This window comes from Microbacterium sp. STRO-1N (assembly GCF_057748015.1).
The window spans coordinates 349,777-375,678 of the sequence record NZ_CM173234.1; the positions used below are offsets into that span (position 1 = coordinate 349,777).

25 protein-coding genes are annotated in these 25,902 nt (G+C 68.5%); 16 read left to right on the top strand and 9 right to left on the bottom strand.

Annotation, left to right across the window (positions count from 1 at the left end; genetic code table 11):
* Positions 1 to 6: 6 nt before the first annotated feature.
* Together AC3ANJ_RS01800 and AC3ANJ_RS01805 are read left to right on the top strand one after the other, a co-directional pair.
* Positions 7 to 1,515, top strand: coding sequence for an SDR family NAD(P)-dependent oxidoreductase (locus AC3ANJ_RS01800; RefSeq protein WP_488317962.1), 1,509 nt, complete (start codon positions 7 to 9; stop codon positions 1,513 to 1,515).
* 52 nt (positions 1,516 to 1,567) lie between these two features.
* The gene (locus AC3ANJ_RS01805; RefSeq protein ID WP_488317963.1) at positions 1,568 to 4,402 is read left to right on the top strand and encodes an NB-ARC domain-containing protein; all 2,835 of its coding nucleotides are present in this window, start codon (positions 1,568 to 1,570) and stop codon (positions 4,400 to 4,402) included.
* Here AC3ANJ_RS01805 and AC3ANJ_RS01810 read toward each other — a convergent pair whose 3' ends face one another.
* On the bottom strand, positions 4,403 to 4,741 hold the full coding sequence (locus tag AC3ANJ_RS01810; RefSeq protein WP_406247359.1) for a winged helix-turn-helix transcriptional regulator: 339 nt from the start codon (positions 4,739 to 4,741) through the stop codon (positions 4,403 to 4,405).
* Positions 4,742 to 4,822: 81 nt separating this feature from the next.
* Between AC3ANJ_RS01810 and AC3ANJ_RS01815 the strand changes: the two genes are divergently transcribed.
* Entirely contained in the window at positions 4,823 to 5,476 is a 654-nt protein-coding gene (locus AC3ANJ_RS01815; protein WP_488317964.1) for an FMN-dependent NADH-azoreductase, read from the top strand.
* A gap of 142 nt (positions 5,477 to 5,618) precedes the next feature.
* Here AC3ANJ_RS01815 and AC3ANJ_RS01820 read toward each other — a convergent pair whose 3' ends face one another.
* Both AC3ANJ_RS01820 and AC3ANJ_RS01825 read right to left on the bottom strand, forming a co-directional pair.
* Positions 5,619 to 6,668 (bottom strand): sensor histidine kinase, encoded by a 1,050-nt coding sequence (locus AC3ANJ_RS01820; RefSeq protein ID WP_488317965.1) that lies wholly within the window; start codon positions 6,666 to 6,668, stop codon positions 5,619 to 5,621.
* A 10-nt stretch (positions 6,669 to 6,678) separates the two neighbouring features.
* Positions 6,679 to 7,350 carry a response regulator transcription factor gene (locus AC3ANJ_RS01825; RefSeq protein ID WP_488317966.1) on the bottom strand — a complete coding sequence of 224 codons (672 nt, stop codon included), beginning with the start codon at positions 7,348 to 7,350 and terminating at the stop codon, positions 6,679 to 6,681.
* Between the two features lie 87 nt (positions 7,351 to 7,437).
* Here AC3ANJ_RS01825 and AC3ANJ_RS01830 point away from each other — a divergent pair, with 87 nt between their 5' ends.
* Genes AC3ANJ_RS01830 through AC3ANJ_RS01840 form a run of 3 tightly spaced genes read left to right on the top strand, consistent with a single transcriptional unit; the run spans position 7,438 to position 10,309 of the window.
* Complete coding sequence (locus AC3ANJ_RS01830) at positions 7,438 to 8,070, top strand: M15 family metallopeptidase (RefSeq protein WP_488317967.1); 633 nt, start codon at positions 7,438 to 7,440, stop codon at positions 8,068 to 8,070.
* Positions 8,067 to 9,332, top strand: coding sequence for an alanine racemase (gene alr / locus AC3ANJ_RS01835; RefSeq protein ID WP_488317968.1), 1,266 nt, complete (start codon positions 8,067 to 8,069; stop codon positions 9,330 to 9,332). Before AC3ANJ_RS01830 ends, alr begins: the two co-directional genes overlap by 4 nt.
* Positions 9,329 to 10,309, top strand: a complete 981-nt coding sequence (locus AC3ANJ_RS01840; RefSeq protein WP_488317969.1) for a D-alanine--D-alanine ligase family protein — start codon at positions 9,329 to 9,331, stop codon at positions 10,307 to 10,309. The genes alr and AC3ANJ_RS01840 overlap by 4 nt, the downstream gene beginning before the upstream one ends.
* Positions 10,310 to 10,319: 10 nt before the next feature.
* Here AC3ANJ_RS01840 and AC3ANJ_RS01845 read toward each other — a convergent pair whose 3' ends face one another.
* Positions 10,320 to 10,895, bottom strand: coding sequence for a TetR/AcrR family transcriptional regulator (locus tag AC3ANJ_RS01845; protein ID WP_488317970.1), 576 nt, complete (start codon positions 10,893 to 10,895; stop codon positions 10,320 to 10,322).
* A gap of 102 nt (positions 10,896 to 10,997) precedes the next feature.
* Between AC3ANJ_RS01845 and AC3ANJ_RS01850 the strand changes: the two genes are divergently transcribed.
* Entirely contained in the window at positions 10,998 to 11,888 is an 891-nt protein-coding gene (locus tag AC3ANJ_RS01850) for an NAD(P)-dependent oxidoreductase (RefSeq protein WP_488317971.1), read from the top strand.
* Between the two features lie 153 nt (positions 11,889 to 12,041).
* Here the strand turns inward: AC3ANJ_RS01850 and AC3ANJ_RS01855 are convergent, their stop codons facing one another.
* Positions 12,042 to 14,552: a DEAD/DEAH box helicase gene (locus AC3ANJ_RS01855; RefSeq protein ID WP_488317972.1), complete on the bottom strand. Its 2,511-nt coding sequence runs from the start codon at positions 14,550 to 14,552 to the stop codon at positions 12,042 to 12,044.
* A gap of 33 nt (positions 14,553 to 14,585) precedes the next feature.
* On the bottom strand, positions 14,586 to 15,296 hold the full coding sequence (gene deoD, locus AC3ANJ_RS01860) for a purine-nucleoside phosphorylase (RefSeq protein WP_488317973.1): 711 nt from the start codon (positions 15,294 to 15,296) through the stop codon (positions 14,586 to 14,588).
* Between the two features lie 103 nt (positions 15,297 to 15,399).
* On the opposite strand from deoD, the gene AC3ANJ_RS01865 reads away from it, so the two are divergent.
* The gene (locus tag AC3ANJ_RS01865; RefSeq protein WP_488317974.1) at positions 15,400 to 15,585 is read left to right on the top strand and encodes a hypothetical protein; all 186 of its coding nucleotides are present in this window, start codon (positions 15,400 to 15,402) and stop codon (positions 15,583 to 15,585) included.
* A gap of 9 nt (positions 15,586 to 15,594) precedes the next feature.
* On the opposite strand, the gene AC3ANJ_RS01870 is transcribed toward AC3ANJ_RS01865, so the two are convergent.
* On the bottom strand, positions 15,595 to 16,257 hold the full coding sequence (locus tag AC3ANJ_RS01870; RefSeq protein ID WP_488317975.1) for a DNA alkylation repair protein: 663 nt from the start codon (positions 16,255 to 16,257) through the stop codon (positions 15,595 to 15,597).
* 100 nt (positions 16,258 to 16,357) lie between these two features.
* Here AC3ANJ_RS01870 and AC3ANJ_RS01875 point away from each other — a divergent pair, with 100 nt between their 5' ends.
* Both AC3ANJ_RS01875 and AC3ANJ_RS01880 read left to right on the top strand, forming a co-directional pair.
* Positions 16,358 to 17,788 carry a glycosyltransferase family 2 protein gene (locus tag AC3ANJ_RS01875; RefSeq protein WP_488317976.1) on the top strand — a complete coding sequence of 477 codons (1,431 nt, stop codon included), beginning with the start codon at positions 16,358 to 16,360 and terminating at the stop codon, positions 17,786 to 17,788.
* Positions 17,785 to 18,009 (top strand): hypothetical protein, encoded by a 225-nt coding sequence (locus AC3ANJ_RS01880; protein WP_488317977.1) that lies wholly within the window; start codon positions 17,785 to 17,787, stop codon positions 18,007 to 18,009. The genes AC3ANJ_RS01875 and AC3ANJ_RS01880 overlap by 4 nt, the downstream gene beginning before the upstream one ends.
* On the opposite strand, the gene AC3ANJ_RS01885 is transcribed toward AC3ANJ_RS01880, so the two are convergent.
* Positions 17,971 to 18,702: an EAL domain-containing protein gene (locus AC3ANJ_RS01885; RefSeq protein WP_488317978.1), complete on the bottom strand. Its 732-nt coding sequence runs from the start codon at positions 18,700 to 18,702 to the stop codon at positions 17,971 to 17,973. The genes AC3ANJ_RS01880 and AC3ANJ_RS01885 overlap by 39 nt on opposite strands.
* A gap of 80 nt (positions 18,703 to 18,782) precedes the next feature.
* On the opposite strand from AC3ANJ_RS01885, the gene AC3ANJ_RS01890 reads away from it, so the two are divergent.
* Complete coding sequence (locus tag AC3ANJ_RS01890; RefSeq protein WP_488317979.1) at positions 18,783 to 19,799, top strand: GGDEF domain-containing protein; 1,017 nt, start codon at positions 18,783 to 18,785, stop codon at positions 19,797 to 19,799.
* A gap of 21 nt (positions 19,800 to 19,820) precedes the next feature.
* Here the strand turns inward: AC3ANJ_RS01890 and AC3ANJ_RS01895 are convergent, their stop codons facing one another.
* Positions 19,821 to 20,858, bottom strand: a complete 1,038-nt coding sequence (locus tag AC3ANJ_RS01895) for an FUSC family protein (RefSeq protein ID WP_488317980.1) — start codon at positions 20,856 to 20,858, stop codon at positions 19,821 to 19,823.
* A gap of 136 nt (positions 20,859 to 20,994) precedes the next feature.
* Between AC3ANJ_RS01895 and AC3ANJ_RS01900 the strand changes: the two genes are divergently transcribed.
* Genes AC3ANJ_RS01900 through AC3ANJ_RS01920 form a run of 5 tightly spaced genes read left to right on the top strand, consistent with a single transcriptional unit; the run spans position 20,995 to position 25,899 of the window.
* Positions 20,995 to 22,026, top strand: a complete 1,032-nt coding sequence (locus AC3ANJ_RS01900) for an iron-siderophore ABC transporter substrate-binding protein (protein WP_488317981.1) — start codon at positions 20,995 to 20,997, stop codon at positions 22,024 to 22,026.
* 10 nt (positions 22,027 to 22,036) lie between these two features.
* A complete protein-coding gene (locus tag AC3ANJ_RS01905) occupies positions 22,037 to 23,083 on the top strand; it encodes a FecCD family ABC transporter permease (RefSeq protein WP_488317982.1) in 1,047 nt (348 codons plus the stop codon).
* A gap of 5 nt (positions 23,084 to 23,088) precedes the next feature.
* Positions 23,089 to 24,162, top strand: a complete 1,074-nt coding sequence (locus AC3ANJ_RS01910) for a FecCD family ABC transporter permease (protein ID WP_488319208.1) — start codon at positions 23,089 to 23,091, stop codon at positions 24,160 to 24,162.
* Complete coding sequence (locus AC3ANJ_RS01915; RefSeq protein ID WP_488317983.1) at positions 24,159 to 24,959, top strand: ABC transporter ATP-binding protein; 801 nt, start codon at positions 24,159 to 24,161, stop codon at positions 24,957 to 24,959. Before AC3ANJ_RS01910 ends, AC3ANJ_RS01915 begins: the two co-directional genes overlap by 4 nt.
* A complete protein-coding gene (locus AC3ANJ_RS01920; RefSeq protein ID WP_488317984.1) occupies positions 24,949 to 25,899 on the top strand; it encodes a siderophore-interacting protein in 951 nt (316 codons plus the stop codon). The genes AC3ANJ_RS01915 and AC3ANJ_RS01920 overlap by 11 nt, the downstream gene beginning before the upstream one ends.
* Positions 25,900 to 25,902: the final 3 nt, after the last annotated feature.

Genomic DNA, 25,902 nt, shown 5'->3' on the forward strand with positions numbered 1-25,902 from the left:
GGCGTAATGACCGATGCCCCTGACCCCCTGCTGGACTCCGGCATCGACCCCGCAGACCTCGAAACGACTCTGCGCGTGCTCGCGGCGTTGCACGAGATCGATCAGGACCACCCTGATTTCATCACCGTCCGCCGCGCGACGGCGACGATGTTCAAGGCTGCGAAGCGGGTGCGCCGCAAGGAGATCCGCGACGCCATCGCCGAGGCCGACAAGTCGGTCGTCGCCAACACGGCCACTGGTGCCCCCGACCGCATCGACGATGAGACGCGAGGTATTCCGCTCGCGGCATCGACAGAGGCGCCCATCGCCGGCACGCTGCTCAAGCCGCGCAACTGCTACATCTGCAAGCAGCCGTACACGGTCGTCGACGCGTTCTACCATCAGCTCTGCCCCGACTGCGCGCGGTTCAGCCACGCCCGGCGCGATGCCCGCACCGACCTCACCGGTCGCCGAGCACTGCTCACCGGTGGACGTGCCAAGATCGGCATGTACATCGCCCTGCGTCTGCTGCGCGACGGTGCGCATCTGACGATCACGACACGATTCCCGCGCGATGCGGTTCGTCGGTTCACGTCGCTGCCGGACTCGAGCGACTGGATCCACCGCCTGCGCATCGTCGGCATCGACCTGCGCGACCCGGCACAGGTGATCGGTCTCGCCGACTCGGTCGCCGCTCAGGGACCGCTGGACATCCTCATCAACAACGCCGCGCAGACGGTGCGGCGCTCGCCCGGTGCGTACTCCCTCCTGGCGGATGCCGAACTGCAGCCTCTCCCCGACGGGCCTCTGCCTGAGATGGAGACCTTCGGCCACACCGCCGACCCGCACCCCCAGGCGCTGCAGGCGTCGGTGGACGCGCACCCGCTGCTCTCGGTAGCCGCGCTCGCCGGAACGGTCGCCGAGCAGGGCGGGCAGGCCTTGACCGCCGAAGAGCTTGCGAAGCTCGCCATGGCCCCCGGCTCGTCGTCGCTGGAGAAGCACACCGACGGCACTGCGATCGACGCAGGCGGCCTCGTGCCGGATGTCCACCGGACGAACAGCTGGGTGCAGTCCGTCGAGCAGGTCGATCCGATCGAGATGCTCGAGGTGCAGCTGGCCAACACGACCGCGCCGTTCCTGCTCATCAGCAGGCTCAGAGCCTCGATGGCGGCATCCGATTTCGACAAGAAGTACGTCGTCAACGTCTCAGCCATGGAGGGGCAGTTTTCGCGCCGCTACAAGGGACCGGGGCATCCGCACACGAATATGGCGAAAGCGGCATTGAACATGCTCACGCGCACGAGCGCCGGCGAGATGTTCGAGACCGACCGGATCCTGATGACCGCGGTCGACACCGGGTGGATCACGGACGAACGCCCGCACCACACGAAGGTGCGCCTCGCCGAGGAGGGATTCCACGCTCCGCTCGACCTCGTCGACGGCGCCGCACGGGTGTACGACCCGATCGTGCAGGGCGAAGCGGGCAACGACCTCTACGGCGTCTTCCTCAAGGATTACAAGCCCAACCCCTGGTGAGGCGGCGTCGGGTTCCGTGATCTCACCTGACGATGCTGGATAGCATCGTCAGGTGGACATTATCTCCGCAGCAGCGAACGTCGTCAGCCTGGTGTCCGCGGCCGCTCCAATGGCGCGTCGTGGTGCGATCAGGCGCGAGTTCCAGAGATGCTTCGAGGCGGCCTTGCGACGGGGCCTTGCCGTCCAGAACAAGGACGACAGGGGTTCATCGGCTTCCCTCGTCGTCGCCGCACTGCCGGCGGGCGGCGCCTACCAACTCCTCGTCTCGGAGGACTCCCCGCTGGTCGGCGCCGCCCAAGAAGCCGTGTGGGGTCCCATCCTCGCGGAGCACCTGTCCGCCCTCAACGTGCTCACCGACGACGTCGATATCCCACAGCTCGCACGGGACACGGCCGGATCGCTGCGGGAGGAGATCGAACGAGCCGCGCGGCAGCCGGGAAACGCCCTCTTCCAGTTGGTCGTCGTGGCACAGCTCACGTCTTCCTCGAGAACACGTAATGAGCCCGTTCGCATCGGCGGTGTAACCAATATCTGGGATCTGCCCCTGGCGCCCGAGCCGACAGCACGCGGTGAGAGCGATGAGATCGAGAGCGTTCTGGCCGAGTCCCCCGTCGCCGTCTTGAGCAGCGGCGCCGGGCTAGGTAAGAGCACCCTGGCATGGTTGGCCGCGCGACGCCGGGCAGATGAGGGTGATCCACCGCTGGTCTGGTGGATGAACGCTTCATCGCGCGAAAGCCTCAGCGCGTCCTGTGATGCTTTGCTGAGGGCACTCGAAATCGTCCCCGGCAACGATGCTCTGCATCAGGTTCGATTGTTGTTGTCTCAGCACCATCGTTGGTTCATCGTCCTGGATGACGTCAGTGACGGTGACCTCGTGGGCGCTGTGATCCCGAGTGGAGCACAGCCTGGATCGGCGCTGGCGACGACGCGAGACCGCACGCTCCGTTCGCCGGGACGTATGGTGAGTCTCGGTGCCACGGACGAAGCAACGATGGAACGCATTGCGCGGTCGCTTCTGCCATCGTCAGCGGGTACCGGTCAGATCAACGCGATCGTCGGCGCCTGCAGCGGACACCCGCTCGTCCTTGCGACCATCTGCCGTTTCGTCGCGGCCACCGGAGTATCGACTGTTGAACTGAGCGAAATGCTCAGGACCGAGCCGTCGACGGTGCTCTCCGAAACGCTCGGATCGCACTATCCGGTCAGTTTCGCCGAGGTCGTCGCTCGCATGCTCCAGAGCATCGATGACGTCTCGAGCCTGCAAGTGGTGTTGGCCGCGGCAGTCGGTGGTGGACAGCAGATTCCGCAGTCTCTCCTCGAATCCGCACTGCCACTCGCGGCATCCGATATCCGGAAGGGCATGCGCCGTGGCAGTGCACTAGGTCTCATCGAGACGGGTGGCTCGGCGGTCAATTGCCACGCGGTCGTCTCCGACCTGATCCTGGCCGCGCTTCCGGATGCCGCGTCGACAGTTGCCTCTCGGATGCTGGCATCGATCCAGGCGGGTGCATCCGATTCAGACGGATCAGAGCTGCGTCAGCTCGCGGTGATCGCGAATGCTGTGAGTGCGCGGGTCGCCGAGGACGCCGAGGGCGTCGTCTACACGCACCTGACGCTTGCCGATGCCCTCGCTACCCGGGGGCTCACGCTCAGCGCCGAGGAGCAGATCGACGTCGTCAAGGCACGGCTCCCCGAAGATGCATCCGCGGACCTGATCGGCGAGGTACTGGTCGTCGAGGCGCACGTGCGGCTGACCGGTGGTGACTATGCGACGGCGATCGACGTGGCGGAGATGGGGATCCGCATGGGTGAGGATGCGCAGCTGATTGGCGTCCAAGCCGCGTGTCTGATCGTGCTCGCGTGGTGCCACGAGAACCTCGGAGACCGTGGTTCCGCGTTGCGCAACGCGGAAGCTGCGGCTGTACTCGTGCCCGATGACCAGGATGTGCTGGCACTGCGTGCGCGCTTCGGCATTCCTGATCGACCATCGCCGGAGCATGTCGACGGGTACCTCGCGCTGGCGCAGGATCCCGCTGTCGGCGCGTCGTTGCGTGCGCTCAACTTTGGATTGGCCTCGCGTGCGGCGACCCGGCTCGGTCAGAGCGGGGATGCCATCGCCTTCGCCCGTCAGGCGCTGGACCTCGATCGCGCCCAAGTCAGTGGTCGGTCCGTCGACATCGCACGCGATCTGAATGACTTGGGCATGGCGCTCCTCGACGCGGGAGAACTCGACGAGGCCGAGACCGTCTTGCGCGAGTCCATGGGGATCTACGAGGGCGAGAATCCGGGTCATCCGATGGGAGTCCCGCCCCGTATCAATCTCGGGCGCCTGCTCGTTGAGAAGATGAGTCAGTCTGGGGCTGTCGACGAAGCTGTGCTCGACGAGGCGATGCATCTGCTCGAACCAGCGCTGAGCGTGCAACAGATGCAGTCACCCGGCAGCCCAGACCATGCTGCAGTGCTCGTAGCGCTCGCCGACGTCCTCGTGTTCCGTGATCGCGAGCGAGCAACGCGCCTCCTGGACGAGGCCTTGCAGATCGATCGGACCGTGTACTCGGACGATCACTACGAGGTCGGTCTTGACGTGCTCAAGCTGATGAGTGTGGACCTGCTCGCCGGCCGACCGGCGGAGGCGCTGCGTGCATTCAGGATCGTCCGCTCTGCCTTGCCCGAATGGGAAGAGGCCTACCCGAATATCGCGGTGCAACTGCAGTGCCTCCAGGCCGAGGCTCTCATCGAACTCGGCGTGCTCGGCGGGCTTCCGCGCATCGTCAGAAGCCTTAGCCAGCTCGCCGTGGACCCGCGGATTCCGGAGGCCCTTCGACCGTTCGTCGAAAACGCCGTGACCCAGATCGTCTCGGTGATCGAGGATGACCGAATGGATTGATCAGTGCGCCTGCGCGCTCAGGTTCGCCGTCGCCCAGCGGCCGAGCTGATCGAGGATCGGCAGCAGCCCGCGCCCGCTCTCGCTGAGCTCGTACGACACCGACACGGGAGGGCCGGCGTCGACGCTGCGGACGACGAGTCCCGCCTGCGCGAGTTCGGCCAGCCGATCGGACAGCACGGTGTCGCTGATGCCATCGACAGCGCGGCGCAGCGCCGCGAAGGACGCGGCTCCGCCACCGAGGGTGGCGACGATCATTCCGTTCCACCGCTTGCCGAGCACGCTGAAGGCCAGGGTGACTGCGGTGTCGCAGATCTGGACGCTCACCTCGGACTCGGCCATGTCTCCAGTCTAACGGTGCTAGTCTGTGCGCAGTCGCTAAGAAAAACGGAGCGACTACGAAAAGAGAAAGGACTGCCCCTCATGTCGCTGTTCCGTCTGGATGCCAGCATCCTGCCCGCGAGCTCCGCCAGCCGATCGCTCGCCGATCTCGTCGAGGCCGAGTGGACCGCCGCGCACCCGGATTCGACCGTCACGCGTCGCGATCTGGCGCTGGACCCCGTGCCCTCGACCGCCTGGGCCGACGCCGTCACCGGCGGATTCGTCGAGGCGGCCCAGCGCACCCCGGCGCAGAACGCCGCCCGCGACCTGGCGACCACGTTCGCCGACGAGCTCATCGGCGCAGACGCGCTGCTGTTCGCCGTGCCGCTGTACAACTACGGCGTCTCGCAGCACTTCAAGACCTGGTTCGACCTGGCCTACACGGACCCGCGCATCGACCCGACCGGCACCGCGCTGAACGGCAAGCCCGCGACTCTCGTCACCGTTCTCGGCGGCAACTACGCGCCCGGTACGCCCAAGGAGGGCTGGGACCACTCGACCGGATGGCTCCGTCGCGTTCTCGAGGACGTCTGGGGCCTCGACCTGCGCGTCGTGCAGCGTCCGTTCACGCTGGTGGGCGTGAACCCCGCGATGGATGCCTTCGCTGACGCCGCTCAGGAGCTGAAGCAGGCCGCCGAGCACTCGGCCCGCACGTACGGTCGCGAGATCGCGGCCAAGCGCGGCACCGCGGCCTGACCTGAGGGACGGATGTCGGGAGATTTCCCGAATGTCAGGGCGATTCCCCGCGTGTCGCCGGACATCCGGGATTTCTCCCGGCATCCGTTCCCGCCGCCGCGCCGCCGACGCACTCCCCGCCCGTGCCGCCGCCCCGCCGCTGCTACAGAGTCTGCGGCAGCCAGACCGTGACGATGAGCCCGCCGCCTTCGCGCGGCGTCAGGACGAGTTCGCCGTCGTGCGCCTCGGCGATCCGGCGGGCGATGGCGAGTCCGAGACCGACGCCGACATGATCCTCCGTCCTGGCGCGCTCCGCACCGCGCTGGAACGGCTCGGTCAGGGTGGCGATCACGTCCGGCTGCAGCGGCGGCCCGGTGTTCTCGATGACGAGCGCCATCGCGCCGGGACGTGCGTGCGTGCGAGCCGCCACCATCCCGCCGGCGGGAACGTTGTGCACGATCGCGTTGTGGACGAGGTTCGTCACGAGCTGCTGCAGCAGGGCGGGCGATCCGATCACAGTCCCGGCATCCCCGCCGACGTCGATCGTGACCCCGTGCCGATCGGCCAGCGGCGCGAGCGTCTCGACCGCCTCCTCGGAGAGCAGCGACAGCTCGACGCCCTCCCTGGCGAAGGCCCGGCGCTCGGCACGACTGAGCACCAGCAGCGCCTCGGTCAGCTCGATGGCGCGGGAATTGACCTGGTGCAGTCGATCGATCAGGGCGTCCACGTCCCGGTCGGGGTCGGTGCGGGCGACCTCGAGCATCGTCTGCGAGATCGCCAGCGGCGTCCGCAGCTCGTGCGAGGCGTTCGCGGCGAAGCGCTGCTGCTCGGCGACGTCTGCTTCGAGCCGATCGAGCATCGAGTCGAACACGTCGGCGAGGTCGCGGAACTCGTCTCCGGGGCCCTCCAATGCGACTCGTTGCGACAGCGAGCCCTGCGCGACCGCGCGGGCGACGGCGCCGATCCGGTCCAGGGGTGCCAGCATCCGGCCGGCGAGGACCCATCCTCCGCCCAGTCCGATCGCGAGCAGCACGAGCATCACGAAGACGGCCGAGGGGATGAACGCCCTGGTGAGGTCGCCGCGATTGGGGAAGAAGTCGACGGCATCCGGTACATACCGCAACAGGAATACGGCGACGGCGGCGAGCAGCAGCACCCCGGATGCGACGACGACGGCGGCATAGCTGAGGGTGAGCTTGAGGCGGGCGCTCATGCCGCGCGGTCTAGTCATCGGCATCCGTCCCGATCCGGTAACCGACACCGGGAACCGTGATGATCAGCTGCGGCTCGCCCAGGCGCTTGCGCAGCGACGAGACCGTGATGCGGACGGCGTTCGTGAACGGGTCGGCATTCTCATCCCACGCGCGTTCGAGCAGCTCCTCGGCGCTCACGACGCCACCGCCAGCGCCGACGAGCACCTCGAGGACCGCGAACTGCTTCCGGGTCAGCGACACGTAGCGCTCGTCGCGGAACACCTCGCGCCGGAACGGGTCGAGCCGCAGACCCTCGAGCTCGAGCACGGGCGGTCGGACGTGCGCACGGCGGCGATCCAGGGCGCGCAGCCGCAGGATCAGCTCGCGCAGCTCGAAGGGCTTGGTCAGATAGTCGTCGGCACCGAGTTCGAACCCTGAGGCCTTGTCGTCCAGGCGATCCGCGGCCGTCAGCATGAGGATCGGCATCCCGCTGCCGGAGGCCACGATCCACCGCGCCACGTCGTCGCCCGACGGGCCGGGGATGTCGCGGTCGAGCACGGCGATGTCGTAGGCGTTGATGCTCAGCAGCTCGAGCGCGGTGTCGCCGTCGCCGGCGATGTCGGCCGCGATCGCCTCGAGGCGGAGACCGTCTCGGACGGCTTCCGCGAGATAGGGCTCGTCCTCGACGATCAGCACGCGCATTTCTGCATCCTACGCAGGCGCGCATATCGGGAGCATATGAGAATCCGCATACGCCATTGCAACACGTCGGTGCGTTCACTGGAGAACATGAAACACCCCACTGCATCCCGGCGTGCTCGCCATCGACGCGCTCTCGCCCTGGTCGGAACCCTCGCCGTCGCCGCTGCCGCGACCGTCGCGGTGCTGCAGGCGATTCCGGCGGCGAACGGCACGGTGACCGTGCCGACCGGGGCGCCGATCGTCGGAGCGGCCTATCAGCCGACGGCCGCCGACGGATTCATCCCGGAGAACGAGCGACCCACCGTCTTCGACGACTCGTCGCCCGCTGTCGCGAACCTGAACCCCGACCTTCTGGATGCACTCCGAGCGGCTGCCGAGCGCGCCGAGCGGGACGGTGTCGAGTTCCGGGTGAACAGCGGTTGGCGCGCACCTGCGTACCAGCAGCGGCTGCTCGACGACGCGACCGCCGAGTACGGCTCCGAGGAGGAGGCCGCCCGCTGGGTTGCGACCCCGACGACGTCGGCGCACGTCACCGGCGATGCCGTCGACCTCGGACCGGACACCGCGCTGGACTGGCTCGCGCAGCACGGGGACCGCTTCGGCCTCTGTCAGATCTATGCGAACGAGCGCTGGCACTACGAACTGCGACCGGATGCCGAGATGCACGGCTGCCCGCAGATGTACGCCGACCCCACCGACGACCCGCGGATGCAGTCATGAATCTCGTGCAGCACGGCATCCCGTTTCACGCGGATGCCGCGCCACAGGGCGACACGGTTGCACGACCGGGATACGGCCGCACGACCGATGCGGGGCGTGGCGCCGTGCATCCGTTCCAGGGTCGTGCATCCGTACCCGCGCGCACGACCCCGGCACCCGTGCCTCCGTCCCGGATGCGCCCGCCGACGCTGCGGACCGACAGGGCGGCGGTGGCGGCGAACATCGCGGTGGTGCGCGCCGCGACGGCGAGCGTCATCATGGCGGTCGTCAAGGCGGACGGATACGGTCACGGCGCCGTCGCGGTGGCGCAGGCCACCGTCGCCGCCGGAGCCACCTGGCTGGGCATCACGGATGTCGCCGAGGCGATCGCGCTGCGGGAGGCCGGGCTGGACCAGCCGATACTCTCCTGGTTGAACCCGGCCGGAGTGGATGCCGAGCTCGCCGCCGATCTGCGGGTCGACGTGGCGGTCGGCTCGGTCGACGAGCTGCGGCAGCTGATCGCCGACGCGGACCGGCCGCTCCGCGTGCACCTGCAGATGGACACCGGCATGGCGCGCGGTGGCAGCCCGCTGTCCGAATGGGCTGACCTGCTGCGCGTCGCACGGGACGGCAGAGCGCGGGGGCGCATCGACGTCGTCGGCGTCATGGGGCATCTGCCACTGGCCGACCGTGCGGACCAGGCGGCGAACGCCCCGGCGGTGCTTCGCATGCGGCAGGCGCGCGATGCCGTGCTGCGCGCCGGGTTCGGACCGCTCAGGGTGCACCTCGCGGCCACGGCCGGCGCGCTCACCGACCCGTCGACGCACTTCGATCTCGTCAGGGTCGGCGCTGGGCTGGTCGGCATCGACCCGTCCGACACCGTCGAGCTGACGGGGGCCGGGACGTTCACGGCGCCGGTCGTGCACACCACCAGCGCCACGGCGGGGACTGCCGTCGGGTACGGACACGATTTCGTCGCGCGCGTCGACACGCATCTCAGCATCGTCGGGGTCGGGTACGCCGACGGCATCCCTCGCGAGCTGGCACCTGGGGCGTGCGTCGAGATCGGCGGGGCGCGGTATCCGATCGTCGGACGCGTGTCGATGGATCAGATCGTCATCGACACCGGTGCCGTCCAGGCCGCGCGCGGCGCCACGGCGACCGTGTTCGGACCAGCCGGCACCGCGGCACCCACGATCCAGGAGTGGGCCCACTGGGCGGGAACGATCCCGCACACCATCGTCACCGGTATCGGGACGCGCATCAGAAGGAGCATCGGATGAAACAGCATGTCGTCGTCATCGGCGGGGGAGAGAATGCGGAGCACGACGTGTCGATCGCGTCGGCGTCCGGTGTCGCGCGGGCTCTGCGCGCGCGCGGGTGGGCGGTGGACGCCCTCACGATCGGGCGGGACGGCATCTGGTGCTCGGAGTCCGGTCCGCTCGGACTGGGGGTGGCCGACTCCCTGGCCGCAGCAGTCGCCCTCATCGGGCGAGCGGATGCCGTGTTCCCCGCCGTGCATGGAACGCTCGGGGAGGACGGCGCGCTCGCCGCGCTGTGCGCGCTCGCGCACATACCGGTCGTGGGGTCAGGACTCGGAGCGGGCGCGATCGGCATGGACAAGTGGATGACGAAATTGGTCGCCGAGGCGATGGGCATCAGAGTGGCGCGGGGGCGGCTCATCTCGGCATCCGACATCGGGGATGAGGAGTACGACGGGCCGGTCGTCGTCAAGCCGGTGTCGGCCGGCTCGAGCTTCGGGGTCTCGCTCGTCTCGGATGGCGGTGAGCTGCGTCATGCGCTGGACGCCGCCGCCGAGTTCGACCGCCGGATCCTCGTCGAAGAGGTCGTACGGGGTCGCGAGATCGATGTCGCCGTCCTGCGCGAGGCCGACGGGACGCGCTGGGCCGCTCCACCGCTCGAGATCCGGACGAGCGGGCTGTTCGACACCGAGACGAAGTACGACGGTTCGGCGGAGTTCTCGGTGCCGGCGGTTCTGGATGCCGCCGAACATGCCGCCCTGGTCCAGGCGGCGCTCGCCATGTTCGACGCGCTCGGCTGCTCGGGCGTCGCGCGGATCGACTTCTTCCTCACACCGGACGGCCCCGTGCTGAACGAGGTGAACACGATGCCCGGGATGACGGCGGCATCCCAGGTGCCGCGGATGTTCGCGGCAGCCGGCGTCGGCTACGAGGAACTGGTGGGGCGCCTCGTGGCCGGCGCGCGGGTTCCGGGCGTGCGGGTGGGCTCCGCCGTCTGAACGGTGACGCTCAGGTCACGTCGTACGAGCGGACGAGCCGGGCGAGCTGGCGGCCCGCCGCCAGCAGCGGCTGCTCGCTGCGACGGACCTGCGCCGTGACCTCCGCGCCCTCCAGGGTCGAGATCACGGTGGCCGCCAGTTCGCGGGCGTCGTCGGCCGGGAGCCCGCCGTCCACCAGCTTGTCGTGCACGATCTGCTCCCAGGTCGTGAAGGCTTCGGCGCACGCCTGCTGGATACCGGAGTCGCCGCCGAGCGTCTCGAGCGCCGCCGCGGTGACGGGGCATCCGTCGGTCCAGCCGGATGCGCTGAGGGCCGCGGCGAGCTGTTGGGCCGCAGCCATCACGGCATCCGCTGGGTCGTCTTCACTGGCCAGAGCCGCGCGGAGCAGCGTGGTGAACTCTTCGGCACCGTGGCCGAGCGCGGCGACGCCGACGGCCTCCTTGCCGCCGGGGAAGAAGTGGTACACCGAGCCCAGCGTCGCGGACGCCTCCTGGGCGATCTGCTTGATGCCGGTGCCAACGTAACCCTGCCGCTGGATGAGGCGCGACGCGGCGACGACGATCCGATCCCTGGTGCTGGTCTGCATGACAGCACCCTATCCGAGGATTGGGTAGAGCGTTCGTTCTAGAGCGTGCTACGGTGTCTGCATCGCGCGATTAGAGCGATCGTTCTAGAAAGGGAATGTCCAATGAACAGCACGCCATCCGTCACCGTCATCGGACTCGGGCCCATGGGACAGGCCATGGCAAGCGCCTTCCTCGGGCGCGGCTACGAGGTCACCGTGTGGAACCGAACACCGTCGCGCGCGAAGGCCCTGGTCGAGCGCGGGGCAGTGCTCGCGCCCGATGTCGCAGAGGCCGTCGCAGCCAACGAGCTCGTCATCCTCAGCCTCACCGACTACGACGCGATGTATGCCGCGCTCGCACCGGCAGAGGACGCTCTCGCCGGTCGGACCCTGGTGAATCTCAGCTCGGACACTCCGGAGAAGGCCCGTGCCGCCGCGGCGTGGGCGCAGGAGCGGGGCGCCGTCCAGTTGACGGGAGGGGTGACAGTGCCGCCGTACGAGATCGGCAAGCCGGAGTCCTCCACGTTCTACAGCGGGCCGCGCGAGGTGTTCGATCGGCATCGCTCCGACCTCGAAGTCATCACCGGCCGCACCGACTACCGCGGCGACGACCCTGGACTCGCCGCCCTGATGTACCAGATCGGCATGGTCATGTTCTGGACTGCCATGGCCGGCTACTGGCAGGCGATCGCGCTCGCCGAGGCCAACGGCATGACCGCGTCCGACATCGTGCAGCACGCGGCCGAGACCGCCGGCTCGCTGCCGGGGTTCTTCTCCTTCTACGCCGAGCGGATCGAGGCCGGACAGCACTCCGGTGACGTCGATCGTCTCGCCATGGGCATGGCCAGCGTCGAGCACGTGCTGCACACGAACGCGGACTCGGGCGTCGACACCACTCTGCCGGCCGCGGTCGCCGCCGTGTTCCGGAAGGGGATGGATGCCGGCCATGCCGCCGACAGCACCTCGGTGCTCGTCCGGCTGCTGCAGGCGCCCGTCGCCGCTGCCGCGGGCTGACCGCATTAGGTCCGTTCCGGGCGGGTCGGTCCGGGACACCTGCACGATCCGGGAACGGATGCACGACGATTTCCGGCATTCGGTCGTGCAGGTGTTCCCGCGTCGTGCGGCTGTACCGCGCGTGCAGGCCCCGCCTTGCCCAGAACCCGGGAGCTACAGCCGGTCGACCGCCGTCACGCGGACGACGGCCTCGCCGGCCTCATCCGAGGCGGCGAGGTCGATCGTCGCGGCGATGCCCCAGTCGTGATCGCCTGCGGGGTCGTCGAGGATCTGACGGACGGTCCACTCGGCGCGTCCCTCGGAGATGAGCAGCAGCTTCGAGCTGCGGGCGTCGCCGCCGGTGAGGATCTCATCGTGCTCGGCGAAATAGCCGTCGAGGGCGGCATCCCACGCGGCGGCGCCGAGGTCCTGATCCAGTTCGGCGAGAGCATCCACGTCCTCGCGCGCCGCCAGCTGGACCCGGCGGAACATCTCGTTGCGCACGAGGATGCGGAACGCGCGCACGTTCGAGGTCAACCGCTTGGGCGCCGGCGGGACGATCGGCTCCTCATCGGGTCGATGCAGGTCCACGATGCCGTTGTCGGTGCCGGCGCGCAGCTCCTCCCACTCGTCGAGCAGGCTCGAGTCGACCTGTCGCACGAGCTCGCCGAGCCACTCGATGAGATCGCGCAGATCCTCGGTCTTGAGGTCCTCGGGGATCGTCTGGGATGCGGCGCGATACGCGTCGGACAGATACCGCAGGACGACGCCCTCGGAGCGGGAGATCTTGTACTGGGCGACGTATTCCCCGAACGACATGGCCCGCTCGTACATGTCCCGGACGACGGACTTCGGCCGCAGCTCGAAGTCGCGGATCCACGGCTGCGCGGCGCTGAACGTCTCGAATGCGGCGTCCAGAAGCTCCTCGAGCGGCTTCGGATAGGTGATCTGCTCGAGCAGCTCCATGCGCTCGTCGTATTCGATGCCCTCGGCTTTCATGGCGGCGACGGCCTCGCCGCGGGCGAGGAACTCCTGCTGGCTGAGGATCGCACGGGGGTCGTCCAGCGTGGACTCGACGATCGAGACCATGTCGAGGGCGAACGTCGCAGCTTCGGGGTCGAGCAGTTCGAACGCGGCGAGGGCGAACGGCGACAGCGGCTGGTTGAGTGCGAAGTTCGGCTGGAGGTCGACGGTCAGGCGGATGCCGTCTGCATCGTCCTCGACGATGCCGGACTCCCGCAGCGTCCGGTAGATCCCGAGCGCGCGGATCGCCAGCGCGCGCTGCGTGGCGCGCGGCTCGTGGTTGTCGAAGATGAGCGAGCGCATGTTCGCGAACACGTCTCCGCCGCGGCCGATGACGTTGAGCATCATGGCGCTGGTGATCTGCATGTGCGAGGTCAGGGTCTCGGGCTCGGCGGCGACGAGCTTGAGGAACGACGGCTCGCCCCACGACACGAAGCCGTCCGGTGCCTTCTTGCGGACGATCTTGCGCTTCTTCTTCGGGTCGTCGCCGGCCTTCTTGACGGCCGCGACGTTCTCGGACTCGTGCTCTGGTGCCTGGGCGACCACGGTGCCTGCGGTGTCGAAGCCCGCGCGTCCCGCTCGGCCCGCGATCTGATGGAACTCGCGGGCATTGAGCTGACGCATGCGCGTGCCGTCGAACTTCGTCAGCGCCGTGAGCAGCACGGTGCGGATCGGGACGTTGATGCCGACGCCTAGTGTGTCTGTTCCGCAGATGACCCGCAGTAATCCCCGCTGCGCGAGCTGCTCGACGAGGCGGCGGTACTTCGGCAGCATGCCGGCGTGATGCACGCCGATGCCGGCCCGCAGGAACCGGGACAGGGTCTTTCCGAACGAGGTCGTGAATCGGAACTCGCCGATGAGTTCGGCGATCTCGTCGCGCTGCTCGCGGGTCGCGATCTTGGTGCTCGACAGCGCCTGCGCCCGCTCCATGGCGGCCGCCTGCGAGAAGTGCACGACATAGATCGGCGCCTGGCCGGTCGACAGCAGCTCTTCGACGGTCTCGTGGATCGGCGTCGTCTCGTAGTAGTAGTGCAGCGGCACGGGGCGCTCGACGCCCGTGACCCTCGCGGTCTCGCGCGAGGTGCGGCGGGTCAGATCCTCCGCGAGCGAAGTCACATCGCCGAGCGTCGCCGACATGAGGATGAACTGCGCCTGCGGCAGCTCGAGCAGCGGCACCTGCCAGGCCCACCCGCGGTCGGGGTCGCCGTAGAAGTGGAACTCGTCCATCACGACCTGGCCCACATCTGCGGACGTGCCCTGGCGCAGAGCGAGATTCGCGAGGATCTCGGCCGTGCAGCAGATGATCGGCGCGTCCGCATTCACCGCGGAGTCGCCGGTGACCATGCCGACGTTGTCGGGACCGAAGATGTCGACGAGGGAGAAGAACTTCTCGCTCACGAGCGCCTTGATCGGCGCGGTGTAGTACGTGCGGCGTCCGTCGACGAGAGCGGCGAAGTGCGCACCGATCGCGACGAGCGACTTCCCGGTACCGGTCGGCGTCGACAGGATCAGGTTGTTGCCCGAGACGATCTCGATGAGCGCCTCGTCTTGCGCGGGGTAGAGAGTGATGCCGGTGGACTCCGCCCATTCGACGAACGCCAGGTACACGGCATCCGGATCGGAGCCGTCCGGCACGAGGGAGGGGTTCAGGAGCGCAGGCATGGTCCTTCGATCATCCCTTACGCGGGCTCCTCGTCAGGCCGTCGCCGCTCGCAGGGCGATCCGGACCATGTCGCCGAAGGTCTGCTCCCGCTCGTGCGCCGATGTCTCCTCGCCGGTGACGAGGTGGTCTGAGACGGTGCAGATGCTCAACGCCCGCCGATCGTGATAGGCGGCGAGCGTGTAGAGCGCGCTGGTCTCCATCTCGACGCCGAGGGCGCCGTGCTGCACGAGGGACTCGGTGAGCTCGGGACGTGTGCTGTAGAACTGATCGCTGGAGAACAGCAGGCCGACGTGCACGGCGACGTCGAGAGGCTCTGATTCAGCGGCCTCGACGGCGGCGCGCAGCAGAGGGAAATCGGCGACCGGCGCGTAATCCTGCCCATGGAACCGCACGCGATTGATCCCCGAGTCGGTGCAGGCGCCGCTCGCGATGATGATGTCGCGCATCCCGACCTTCTCCGTGAGCCCGCCGCACGATCCCACGCGCACGATCGTCTGCACGCCGTACTCCGTGAACAGTTCGTTGGCGTAGATCGACATCGACGGCTGGCCCATGCCGGACCCCTGCACAGAGACGCGGTGCCCTTGCCAGGCGCCGGTGAATCCCAGCATCCCTCGGGTCTCGGAGTACAGCTCCGCACCGTCCAGGAAGGTCTCCGCGATCCACTTCGCGCGGAGCGGGTCCCCGGGGAAGAGGACGATGGGGGCGATCTGCCCTGGGGTCGCGGCGATGTGCGTACTCATTTCGCCAGCCTACGGCGATGCGATCCGAACGGCATGGGTATCACGGTCCCGCGCGCAGTTCAACGGTCTGTGCCTCGCGTCGCGCCCGGCGGAGAGTCGCCTCATGACCACCAACGACACCTTCACCCCAGCCGCAACGACCGACGGACAGGCGATCTGCGACCGCCTGGACGCCATCCACGCAGACCTGCAGACCCTGATCGGACAGCAGGGCACTCAGGGCCTCGGATGGGACGGCGCTCAGACGACCACGGATCCCGAGCGACGCCCGGGTGGCACGCCGGTGTGACCGGGGCGCTCAGCCCTCGCGACGACGCACGATCTCGGTGATCCAGATCGGTGCGAACGGCGATGTGCACCCCGGTGCGGTCGGATAATCCGCCAGCACCTGCAGTCGTTCGCCGATGGCCAGGGCGCGGTCCCGCAGGTCTGGGTGGAAGATCCCGATCTGCGCGAGCGTCTCGTTCATCGCCCACTGCAGGCGGGTCGGGGCGTCCCTCATGTCGCGCTCGATGACATCGAGCAGATACTCGAGATTCAGCCCGTCCGGGTTCTTCGCGACGCGTACGCTCGTCAGCGACCAGGCGGCCGCCGAGACGGTCGGATCGGCATCCTCGAACCAGCGCAGCCGCAGCTCCTCGGCGTGCGGCGACTTCTTCGCGAGGTAGTTCACGAACCAGTCGTTGACCTTCGGAACCTCGGTCTCGCGGACCATCGTGTCGAGTTCGTCGGCCGAGAAGTCCTTCACTTTGCAGATAAGCATCGACAGCAGCCGCGGCGCCGTCTCACCCGTAGCCCAGAGCTCACGGGCGAGGCCGTGGTCGGTCTTGATCTTCTTCGCAAGCGCACGCATCTGCGACAGATTGATCCCGTGGTCGTCGCCGCGCTTCTCGTTCGCTGCGCGCATCTTCGGGTCGTCGAGGGCGGCGAGATCCGCCAGCGCCTGGTCCAGCGTGGTCATGCGTCCAGCGTACGGCCGAGCACGCGGGGGCGCACGATCCGAACCACCGCGCTGAGTATGGCAGGGTGTGAGCAGGGAACAGACGTCGGAGGGGGCGCTTGTGAACAGGATCTTCCAGCGAACCGTCGGGCTCGCCGTGATCGTCATCGTGCTGCTCGCCGCCGGATTGCTGTGGTGGGGGATCGCGGTGACCGATCCGCCTACGCTGTGGGATCCGGCGCATGTCACGCTCGCGGGGGTGTGGCAGGTGATGTACAGCACCGAACTGCCGAACCTCGCAGTGCTCGCGACGGCGCTCGGCATCGCGCTGCTGCTCGTCCTGTTCGTCGTGGTGAGCGAACGGGTCGTGGCGAGCCGGTACCGCCGCGCGGGCGTCGAGGTGACCAGGCTGACACTCGCTCCGCGAACGGTGATGGACCGGACCCGCGGCGTGTTCGCGGGGGACGTGACGGTGACAGTCCTCATCCCTGCGCATAACGAGGAGGCGTCTCTTCCCGAGACGCTGCGCTCCCTGCAGCAGCAGACCACGCCGCCCACGCGGGTGATCGTGGTCGCCGACAACTGCACCGACGGGACGGTCCTGGTCGCGCGCGAGCACGGCGCCGACGTCTTCGAGACCGTCGGCAACACGCATAAGAAGGGCGGTGCGCTGAACCAGGCGCTCGCCGATCTGCTTCCTGTCCTCGGGGACAACGACACGGTCATGGTCATGGATGCCGACAGTCAGATCGGCGCCGGATACCTCTCCGAGGCGATCCGACGATTCACGGATGACCGCGCCCTGATGGCGGTCGGCGGGCTCTTCGCGGGCGAGCAGGGACACGGCCTGCTCGGACAGTTCCAGCGCAACGAGTACTTCCGATACCAGCGGGAGATCCAGCGTCGTGAAGGGCGCGTCTTCGTGCTCACCGGCACCGCTTCGGTCTTCCGCGCTGCGGCACTGCGCGCTGTGGCTCAGGCGCGCGGCACGCAGCTGCCCGGGAGAGAAGGCGACGTCTACGACACCTTCGCACTCACGGAGGACAACGAGCTCACGATCGCGATCAAGTCGCTGGGCGGGCTGACGATATCGCCGCGCGAGTGCAGCGTCGTCACCGAGCTGATGCCGACCTGGCGGATGCTCTGGGCTCAGCGTCTGCGGTGGCAGCGCGGAGCGCTCGAGAACCTCGGAGCGTACGGCGTCACGCCGCAGACTCTGCGCTACTGGGCTCAGCAGATCGGCATCGGATACGGCGTGCTCGCACTGTTCTCCTACTTCGCTCTCCTTCTGCTCATGATCGTGGCGATGGATACCTGGGTGTGGTTCCCGTTCTGGCTCGGGGTCGGCGTGCTGTTCGCGATCGAGCGGGTCATCACGGTGTGGCGGGGCGGATGGCGCGCCCGCATCATCGCGGCTCTGGTGTTCCCCGAGCTGGTCTACGACTGCTTCCTCAACCTCGCCTTCCTGAAGGGCGTGTTCGAGATCGCGTTCGGGCGCAGGGCGACGTGGAAGCACGTGGACCACAGTTCGGCGAGGGGAGCGACGGCATGATCACTTCGGCGATGGACGCCGTGCGCACCGGATTCCTGCTTCCAGAGTCCGTCCTTTACACCGACTGGTTCAGCGTCTTCGCGACGTTCGTCGCGATCAACACCGTGATCTACGTCGTGCTCGGAATCATCAAGGTGCTGCCGAAGGTGCGACGCCGCAGCCGTGGTGGTGCGAGCCGGAGGTCAGAGACCCGCAGCATCCACCCCGACGCTCCGGCGTAGCGCGCTCAGCGCATCAGCCATCTCGACCGCCGGCACGGGCATGCCGAGGTGGAAGCCCTGGGCGAGATCCGCCCCGATCTCACGGGCGAGATCGACGTGATCAGGCTCCGATACGCCCTCCACGAGCAGACTGGCCTGCGCATCCCTCGCCGCGGCGACGAGAGGGCGCAGCCGTTCGCGGGCACCCTGATCCGAGCGCAGCTCCCAGAACAGGGCACGATCGATCTTCACGACGTCGGGTCGCAGCGTGGCGATCCGGGCCTCGTCCGCCTGGGCCGCGCCTGCGTCATCGACGAGCAGCTGCCCGCCGAGACGCGTCATGAGCGCGCGGATCACCCGGAGATCGGCCGGCGTCTCGCCCTCGAACAGCTCCATGCCCCACGGACGGTCAGCAGCGGCGAGCAGGGACGGCAGCTGTTCATGCAGCATCGTCGTCCCCGAGGCGTTCATCGTGATGAAAAGGCCGGTCGGCAACGGTGCGGCCTCGGCGACCGCGAGTTCGATGAGATGCAGTTCCAGCCACTCGCGGCGCCCGGCGGCCTCGGCATCCGCCAGCCGCACCAGGGGCGCCGTGCCATCGTTGAATCGGGCCAGTGCCTCGAACCCGACGACCGACCAGGCCTCGAGGTCGACGATGGGCTGGAAGACGATCTGCGCGCTCGGATCATCCTGGAGGGACAGCGGTCTGGTCACGGTTCAGTGTAGCCCCCCGGAAAAGCCGTATTCTAGAGGCGGGGAGGGCTCTGGGGAGGGTCCTGTGAAAGGACGCCATCATGGTCGTACAGGGGATCAAAGCCTCGGATGCCGAGGAGCTGCGCTGGCTGCGGACGGGCTGGCTGAGGCACGCCCGTGAACGCACGTCGATCTACTCGGTGGTCACTGCCGGTTTGACGTTGCTCTTCTCGTTGCTCGGCGCCCTCGAGCTCTTCGAGACGGATCTCACGGTGTTCGAGGTAGGGCTGTCGATCGGCATCCTCGTCGCCGGACTCGCCGTCACCGGAGCCGTCGTCTTCGGTGGGGTCGAACTGCCGACCTGGCTGGGATTGGGACTCGTCGGTGCGCATGCGGTCGTGTCGGTCTATTATCTCGGTTTCTCAGACGAACGTCAGAACGCGATCGCGGCGCTGCAGGAGCTCCCGATCATGGCGATGTACTTCTCCTGGTTCTACGGAGCCCGCATCGCTCGGATCGGCGAGCTCGCGATCCTCCTCGTCGTCGGAACCGCGGCCGTGTCCGGGCCCTTCACCGGCGAGGTCGGCGGCGCTCCGGGGCCGATCGGGCCGGCGAACCTCATCGGGGCGGCGTGCTTCACGTGGCTGTGCCTGGAAGCCGGACTCTACGTCCGCCACCGAATTCGTCTCGAATCGAACACCGACGAGCTGACCGGTGTGCTCAATCGGCGCGGTTTCCTGGCGAAGGCGCAGATGGAGCTCCGTCGCGCCGCCCGGCATTCGCGACCCGTCGCGATCGCGGTGCTCGATCTCGACAAGTTCAAAGAGGTGAACGACGAAGCCGGCCATGCGGCGGGCGATGACGTGCTCAGGATGCTGACGGCGCAGTGGATGTCGCTGTCGCGCACGACTGACATCGTCGGCCGACTGGGCGGGGACGAGTTCGCCATGGTGCTCCCCGAGACGGACGCCGAGCAGGCTTCGGCCGTTCTGCGTCGCCTGCGCTCGTATGCCACGCATCCGTGGTCGTGGGGCGCCGTGCTCGTCGAGGAGGGCGAATCCGTCGAAGGGGCGATCCAGCGCGCCGACGAGGCCATGTACGACGACAAGCGGCGTTGACCGCAGCGGTCATCGCACTGACTAGCCGTCGCCGACGAGTTCCCCGCGGATGCGGCGGAGGTCCTCCAGCAGCGATCCGATCAGGATCCAGTGCGCCGACGCCGGAGGCGCCACTTCCAGTGGCGCGGTGAGCGCGGGGATGGCCGAGGTCAGCGCCTCCGGCTCCGGAGCCACGTCCGCGATCTGCACCGCGAGTCGGACGTCGTGCCCAGCGCGTCGGAGCTGCTCGGCGATCGCGTGAACGGTCGGCTCGTCGCCCAGTGTGTCGTCGTAGTGATCGAAGTACGCTCTCGTCATCCCGATCGCCTGCGTCACGATCGGCGACAGCCGCGTCAGCAGATCGCGCATCTCGCGCAGCTCATCGCGGTGCGACGAGCGCCGCGGGTTGAGCGTGAGCGACTCCTCGCCGGCCGCGATGGATGCCTCGGCCGACACCTGCATGGGGCGCAGCAGGCGCGCCTGGAGCATGAGCTCCTGCAGCTGCGCCGGCGTGCGAGCGACCGGCAGGCTCTCGGCCAATCGGTCAAGGCTCGCGGCGAGCTCCGCGCCGAGCAGGCCGAGATCGCGCCTCGCAGGCGCGACCAGCACCGGCGGGACGATGAGCACGTTCACGACGATGCCGATCGCGACGCCGATCAGCGTCTCGACGATCCGGTCCACCGCATATTCGGGGCTGTCGGACCCCAGTGCGAGCACGAGCATCGCCGAGATGGCGACCTGGTTGCCCGTCCCCGGGGTCGCGCGGAACGACCACGCCACGAGCATGGCGACGACGATCGCGAGCAGTACCACCCAGCTCTGCGGCCCGAGCAGCAGGCTGAGCCCGACCGCGATCAGCACGCCGGCGATGACGCCGATGCTCCGCTCGAGCGCCTTGGCCAGAGACTGGTTGACGCTCGGCTGCACGACGAGCAGGGCCGCGATGGCGGCGAAGACGGGCAACGGCCCGGGGATCAGCCATCCGGCGATGAGCCAGGCGGAGATGGTGGCGACTGCGGACTTCACGACCTGCAGCAGCGGACCGCGCTTCGCGCTGCGTACCGCCGCCGTCATCCGCATGGTTCCACGGTAGTCCGCGCGCTCTGTGACGTCCCGAACTGAGGCGACCCTAACTCTCTGTTAGATTAGGGCAGGCTTACCAAAGCATCCGCCCGTGTGAAGCCCGACCCCGAACCCCGACCCGAAAGGGATTCCTGTGCGCACCTCCCGACTTCTCGGCCTCGGCGCCGCGGCAGTGCTGGCCGTCGGCCTCGCCGCCTGCTCGTCGTCCGCCCCCACCAGCACCGACGCCGGATCCGACTCCGCCGCGGCATCCGACGGCACCTTCCCCGTCACCGTCGAGCACGTCTACGGCGAGACCACGATCGCGGAGAAGCCGGAGCGCGTCGCCACCGTCGCGTGGGCCAACCACGAGGTGCCGCTCGCCCTCGGCATCGTCCCGGTCGGCATGAGCAAGGCCACCTGGGGCGACGACGACGGCGACGGCATCCTGCCCTGGGTCGAGGACAAGCTCGAAGAGCTGGATGCCGAGACGCCGGTGCTCTTCGACGAGACGGATGGCATCGACTACGAGGCCGTCGCCGACACGAAGCCGGACGTCATCCTCGCCTCGTACTCCGGCCTCACGCAGGAGGAGTACGACACGCTCTCCAAGATCGCGCCCGTCGTGGCGCCGCCGGGCATCCCCTGGAGCACCTCGGTCGAGGACATGGTCACGATGAACTCGACCGCGCTCGGTCTGGCGGAAGAGGGCGAGACGCTCAACGCCGATCTGCAGGCGCAGACGGATGCCGCGCTCGAGGCGCATCCCGCGCTCAAGGACGCGAAGCTGCTGTTCGCGTACATCGACCCGAGCGACTTCAGTCAGATCGGCTACTACACCGCGGCCGACACGCGCCCCGGTTTCCTGCGTGAGAACGGGCTGCCGCTGCCGGCCATCGTCGAGGAGACCGCCGACAGCACCGAGTTCTACCTGACGACGAGCGCGGAGAACGCCCAGGCGCTCGCCGACGTCGACGTCTTCGTCTCGTATGGTGACGAGTCGATCATCCCGGTGCTGCAGGCCGACCCGCTGCTGTCGAAGATCCCGGCCATCGCCGCAGGCCGCATCGCCGTGCTCGGCGACGCGACGCCGCTCGCGGCATCCGCCAACCCGTCGCCGCTGTCCATCCCGTGGGGGATCGAAGAGTACTTCGCGATCCTCGAGGCACCGCTCGTTTCCGAGTGAGTCTCTCCGAGTGAGCTCAGCAGTCATCACCTCACCACCGGGCGCCGTCGATCTGCGGCGTCCGGTGGTCGTGGGCGTGCTCTGGCTGCTGGCCGGGCTCGGCGTCATCGTCGTGCTCAGCATCCTGTCGCTCTCGTTCGGCATCAAAGCCGTGACGATCGACGACGTCCTGGCAGCCTTCGCCGGACAGGACGACACGATCGCCCAGGCGGCGGTCATCAAGCGGATGCCGCGCACGGTGCTGGCGATCCTTGTCGGTGCGGCCCTCGCGCTCTCGGGCGCGACCATGCAGGCGGTCACCCGCAATCCCATCGCCGACCCCGGCATCCTCGGGGTCACCACCGGCGCCTCGCTCGCGGTCGTGATCGGCATCGCCTTCCTCGGCCTCTCCGATGCGACGGGCACGCTGTTCGTCGCGATCTTCGGCGCGGCCGTCGCCGCCACCTTCGTGTACACGGTCGGCTCGCTCGGCCGCGGAGGTGCCAGCCCTCTCAAGCTCGCGCTCGCCGGGGCGGCCACATCGGCGGCGTTCGCCTCGCTGATCAGCGCCATCATGCTGCCCCGAGTCGATCTGCTGCAGTCGTTCCAGTCCTGGCAGATCGGCGGCGTCGGCGGAGCCGAATGGCCGCGCATCGCGATCACGGCACCCGTGCTCGCCGTCGGTGCGCTCATCTGCTTCGCGGCAGCCCGGGGCATGAATTCGCTCGCGCTCGGCGACGACATGGCCGCAGGTCTCGGCGAGCACGTGTTCCGCACCCGGCTCCTCTCGGCGCTCGGGGCCGTCATCCTCGCGGGAGCCGCGACCGCCATCGCGGGTCCCATCGGCTTCGTCGGGCTCGTCGTCCCGCACTTCTGCCGGATGCTGCTGGGCACCGACCACCGCTGGCTGCTGCCCTTCTCGGCCATCGCCGGAGCAGTGCTGCTGCTGGCCAGCGACATCATCGGCCGTGTGATCGCCCCATCGGGCGAGGAGATCCAGGTCGGGATCATCACCGCGCTCGTCGGCGCCCCGTTCTTCATCTGGATCGTCCGCCGTCAGAAGGTGCGCGAGCTGTGAGCATCATGGACACCGCAGCTCAGCGTCCGGCCCCCGCCCCCGCCTCCGCGCGGGCGGACGTCGCCGCGGTCATCGCCGGTCGCCGTGCGCGTCGACGCCGCCACGCGGCCGCGTCGATCGTGCTCGCCGTCGCGGTCTTCGTCCTGACCGCCGTCGCCCTCATGTTCGGCGACACGTTCTACACCCCGAGCGAAATCATCCGCGTCATGCTCGGCGAGACCGTCCCCGGTGCCTCGTTCACGGTCGGCGAGCTGCGGCTGCCCCGCACGGCGCTGGCGATCCTCGCCGGAGTCGCGTTCGGCATCGCCGGAGTCTCGTTCCAGACGCTGCTGCGCAACCCGCTCGCCTCGCCGGACATCATCGGCATCACCGAAGGCGCGAGCGTCGCAGCCGTCATCGGCATCATCGTGCTGTCTCTGGACGGCCCGGTCGTCTCGGCCATGGCGCTTGGCGGCGCGCTCCTCACGGCGCTCGCGATCTATCTGCTCTCGAACAAGGGCGGATTCGCCGGCACCCGGCTGATCCTCATCGGCATCGGTGTCGCCGCCATGCTGCAGAGCGTGATCTCGTACCTGCTGTCGCGTGCCGCGCAGTGGGACATCCAGACGGCCATGCAGTGGATGACCGGCAGCCTGAACAACGCCTCCTGGGAGCGCGTGACGCCGCTCGCGCTCGCGAGCCTCGTCATCCTGCCGCTGATGTTCTCGCAGGCGCGGTCGCTCGGGATGCTGAGGCTCGGCGACGATTCGGCCGCAGGCCTCGGCGTGCGGGTGACCGGCACGCGGATGCTTTTCATCGTCGGCGCCGTCGCGCTGCTGGCGTTCGCCACTGCAGCCACCGGACCCATCGCGTTCGTGGCGTTCATGGCGGGCCCCATCGCGTCCCGCATCACCGGACCGGGCGCGAACCTGCTGCTGCCCTCGGCACTGATCGGAGCGCTGCTCGTGCTGGGCGGCGACCTGATCGGCCAGTTCCTGCTGCCCGGTCGCTATCCGGTCGGCGTGATCACTGGCATCCTCGGGGCTCCGTACCTCATCTACCTGCTCATCCGCACGAACCGACAGGGGGCCTCGCTGTGACCGCGACCCACCAGCTGAGCGCCGAGGGCGTCACCCTCGGCTACGGCGACCGCACCATCATCGACGGGCTGGATCTGTCCGTCGCGCCAGGGAAGATCACCACGATCGTCGGCGCCAACGGATGCGGCAAGTCGACGCTGCTGCGTTCGCTCGCGCGCCTGCTGGCGCCGAGCGCCGGTCAGGTGGTGCTCGACGGCACCTCCGTGCACGCCCGCCCGACCAAGGAGGTCGCCCGCATCCTCGGGCTGCTGCCGCAGTCGCCGGTCGCTCCGGAGGGCATCGCGGTCGCCGACCTCGTCGGCCGCGGACGGCATCCGCATCAGAAGGTGCTGTCGCGCTGGAACGTCCGCGACTACGAGGCCGTCGCCGATGCACTCGCCGCCACCGGGACGGCGGAGCTCGCCGACCGCAGTGTCGATGAGCTGTCCGGCGGTCAGCGTCAGCGCGTCTGGATCGCGATGGCACTCGCGCAGGAGACCGACATCCTGCTGCTGGACGAGCCGACCACGTTCCTCGACGTCGCGCACCAGGTCGAGGTGCTCGACCTGCTCACCGACCTCAGCGTCTCGCGCGGCACCACGATCGTCATGGTGCTGCACGACCTCAATCTCGCCGCCCGCTACTCCGACCAACTCGTCGCGATGAAGAGCGGACGCGTGCATGCCATCGGAACTCCGACCGAGGTCGTCACCAGCGACCTCGTGGAGTCCGTGTTCGGCATGGCCAATCAGATCACCACCGACCCGGTTTCAGGCAAGCCGATGGTCACACCAATCGGGAGGCACCATGTCCGCTGAGACCACCACCAAGGCCAAGTCGTCGTACGTCCTCGGACGCGCCGAGGTGCGCTCGGTCGAACGGGTGTCGCCGAACTTCGTGCGGATCACGTTCGGCGGTGAGGAGATCGCCGACTTCGGCACCCCCGGCGACGTCTACGACGCGCGCATCAAGCTGATCTTCCCGCCGGCCTCCGGCATCCTGCCTCCGATCGATCGCGACACCGACGACTGGTGGGGGTCGTATCTGGCCGTCCCAGAGGACGAGCGCGGATCGATGCGCACCTACTCGATCAGGGAGCTGCGGGTGTCGGATGCCGGGGAGACCGAGGTCGTCATCGACTTCGTGCTGCACCTGGCACCAGGGCTCACCGGCCCGGCATCCCTGTGGGCGAGCTCCGCCGCGGTCGGCAAGGAGCTCTTCCTCATCGGACCGCGGCGCGGCCGTGAGGACCGCGGCGGCATCGAATACGCACCGGGGGGCGCGTCTTCTGTGCTGCTCGCGGGGGACGAGACGGCCGCGCCGGCGATCGCCCGCATCCTCGAGGACGCCCCACGGGACCTCCGCGGCCACGCGTTCATCGAGGTCCCTGCTGGCGAAGACATCCTCCAGATCGGCGCACCGGAAGGGGTGGAGATCCACTGGCTGCCGCGCGGCAACGTTCAGCACGGCCTGCGGTTGATCCCGACGGTGCTGGACTACCTCGGGGATGACGACACCGAGGAGATCACCGTCACCGACATCGACGGTGAGGACCTCGTGTGGGAGACGCCGGTGTACTCGGGGCTCGGGGAGGACTTCGAGAACGCCGGCGCTTCCGCCGACCGCTACTTCTGGATCGCGGGCGAGAGCGGGGTCGTCACGACGCTGCGGCGCCACCTCGTGAAGGACCTCGGGATCGATCGATCGCAGGTCGCGTTCATGGGGTACTGGCGCCGCGGCGTCGCGATGCGCGGCTGAGGT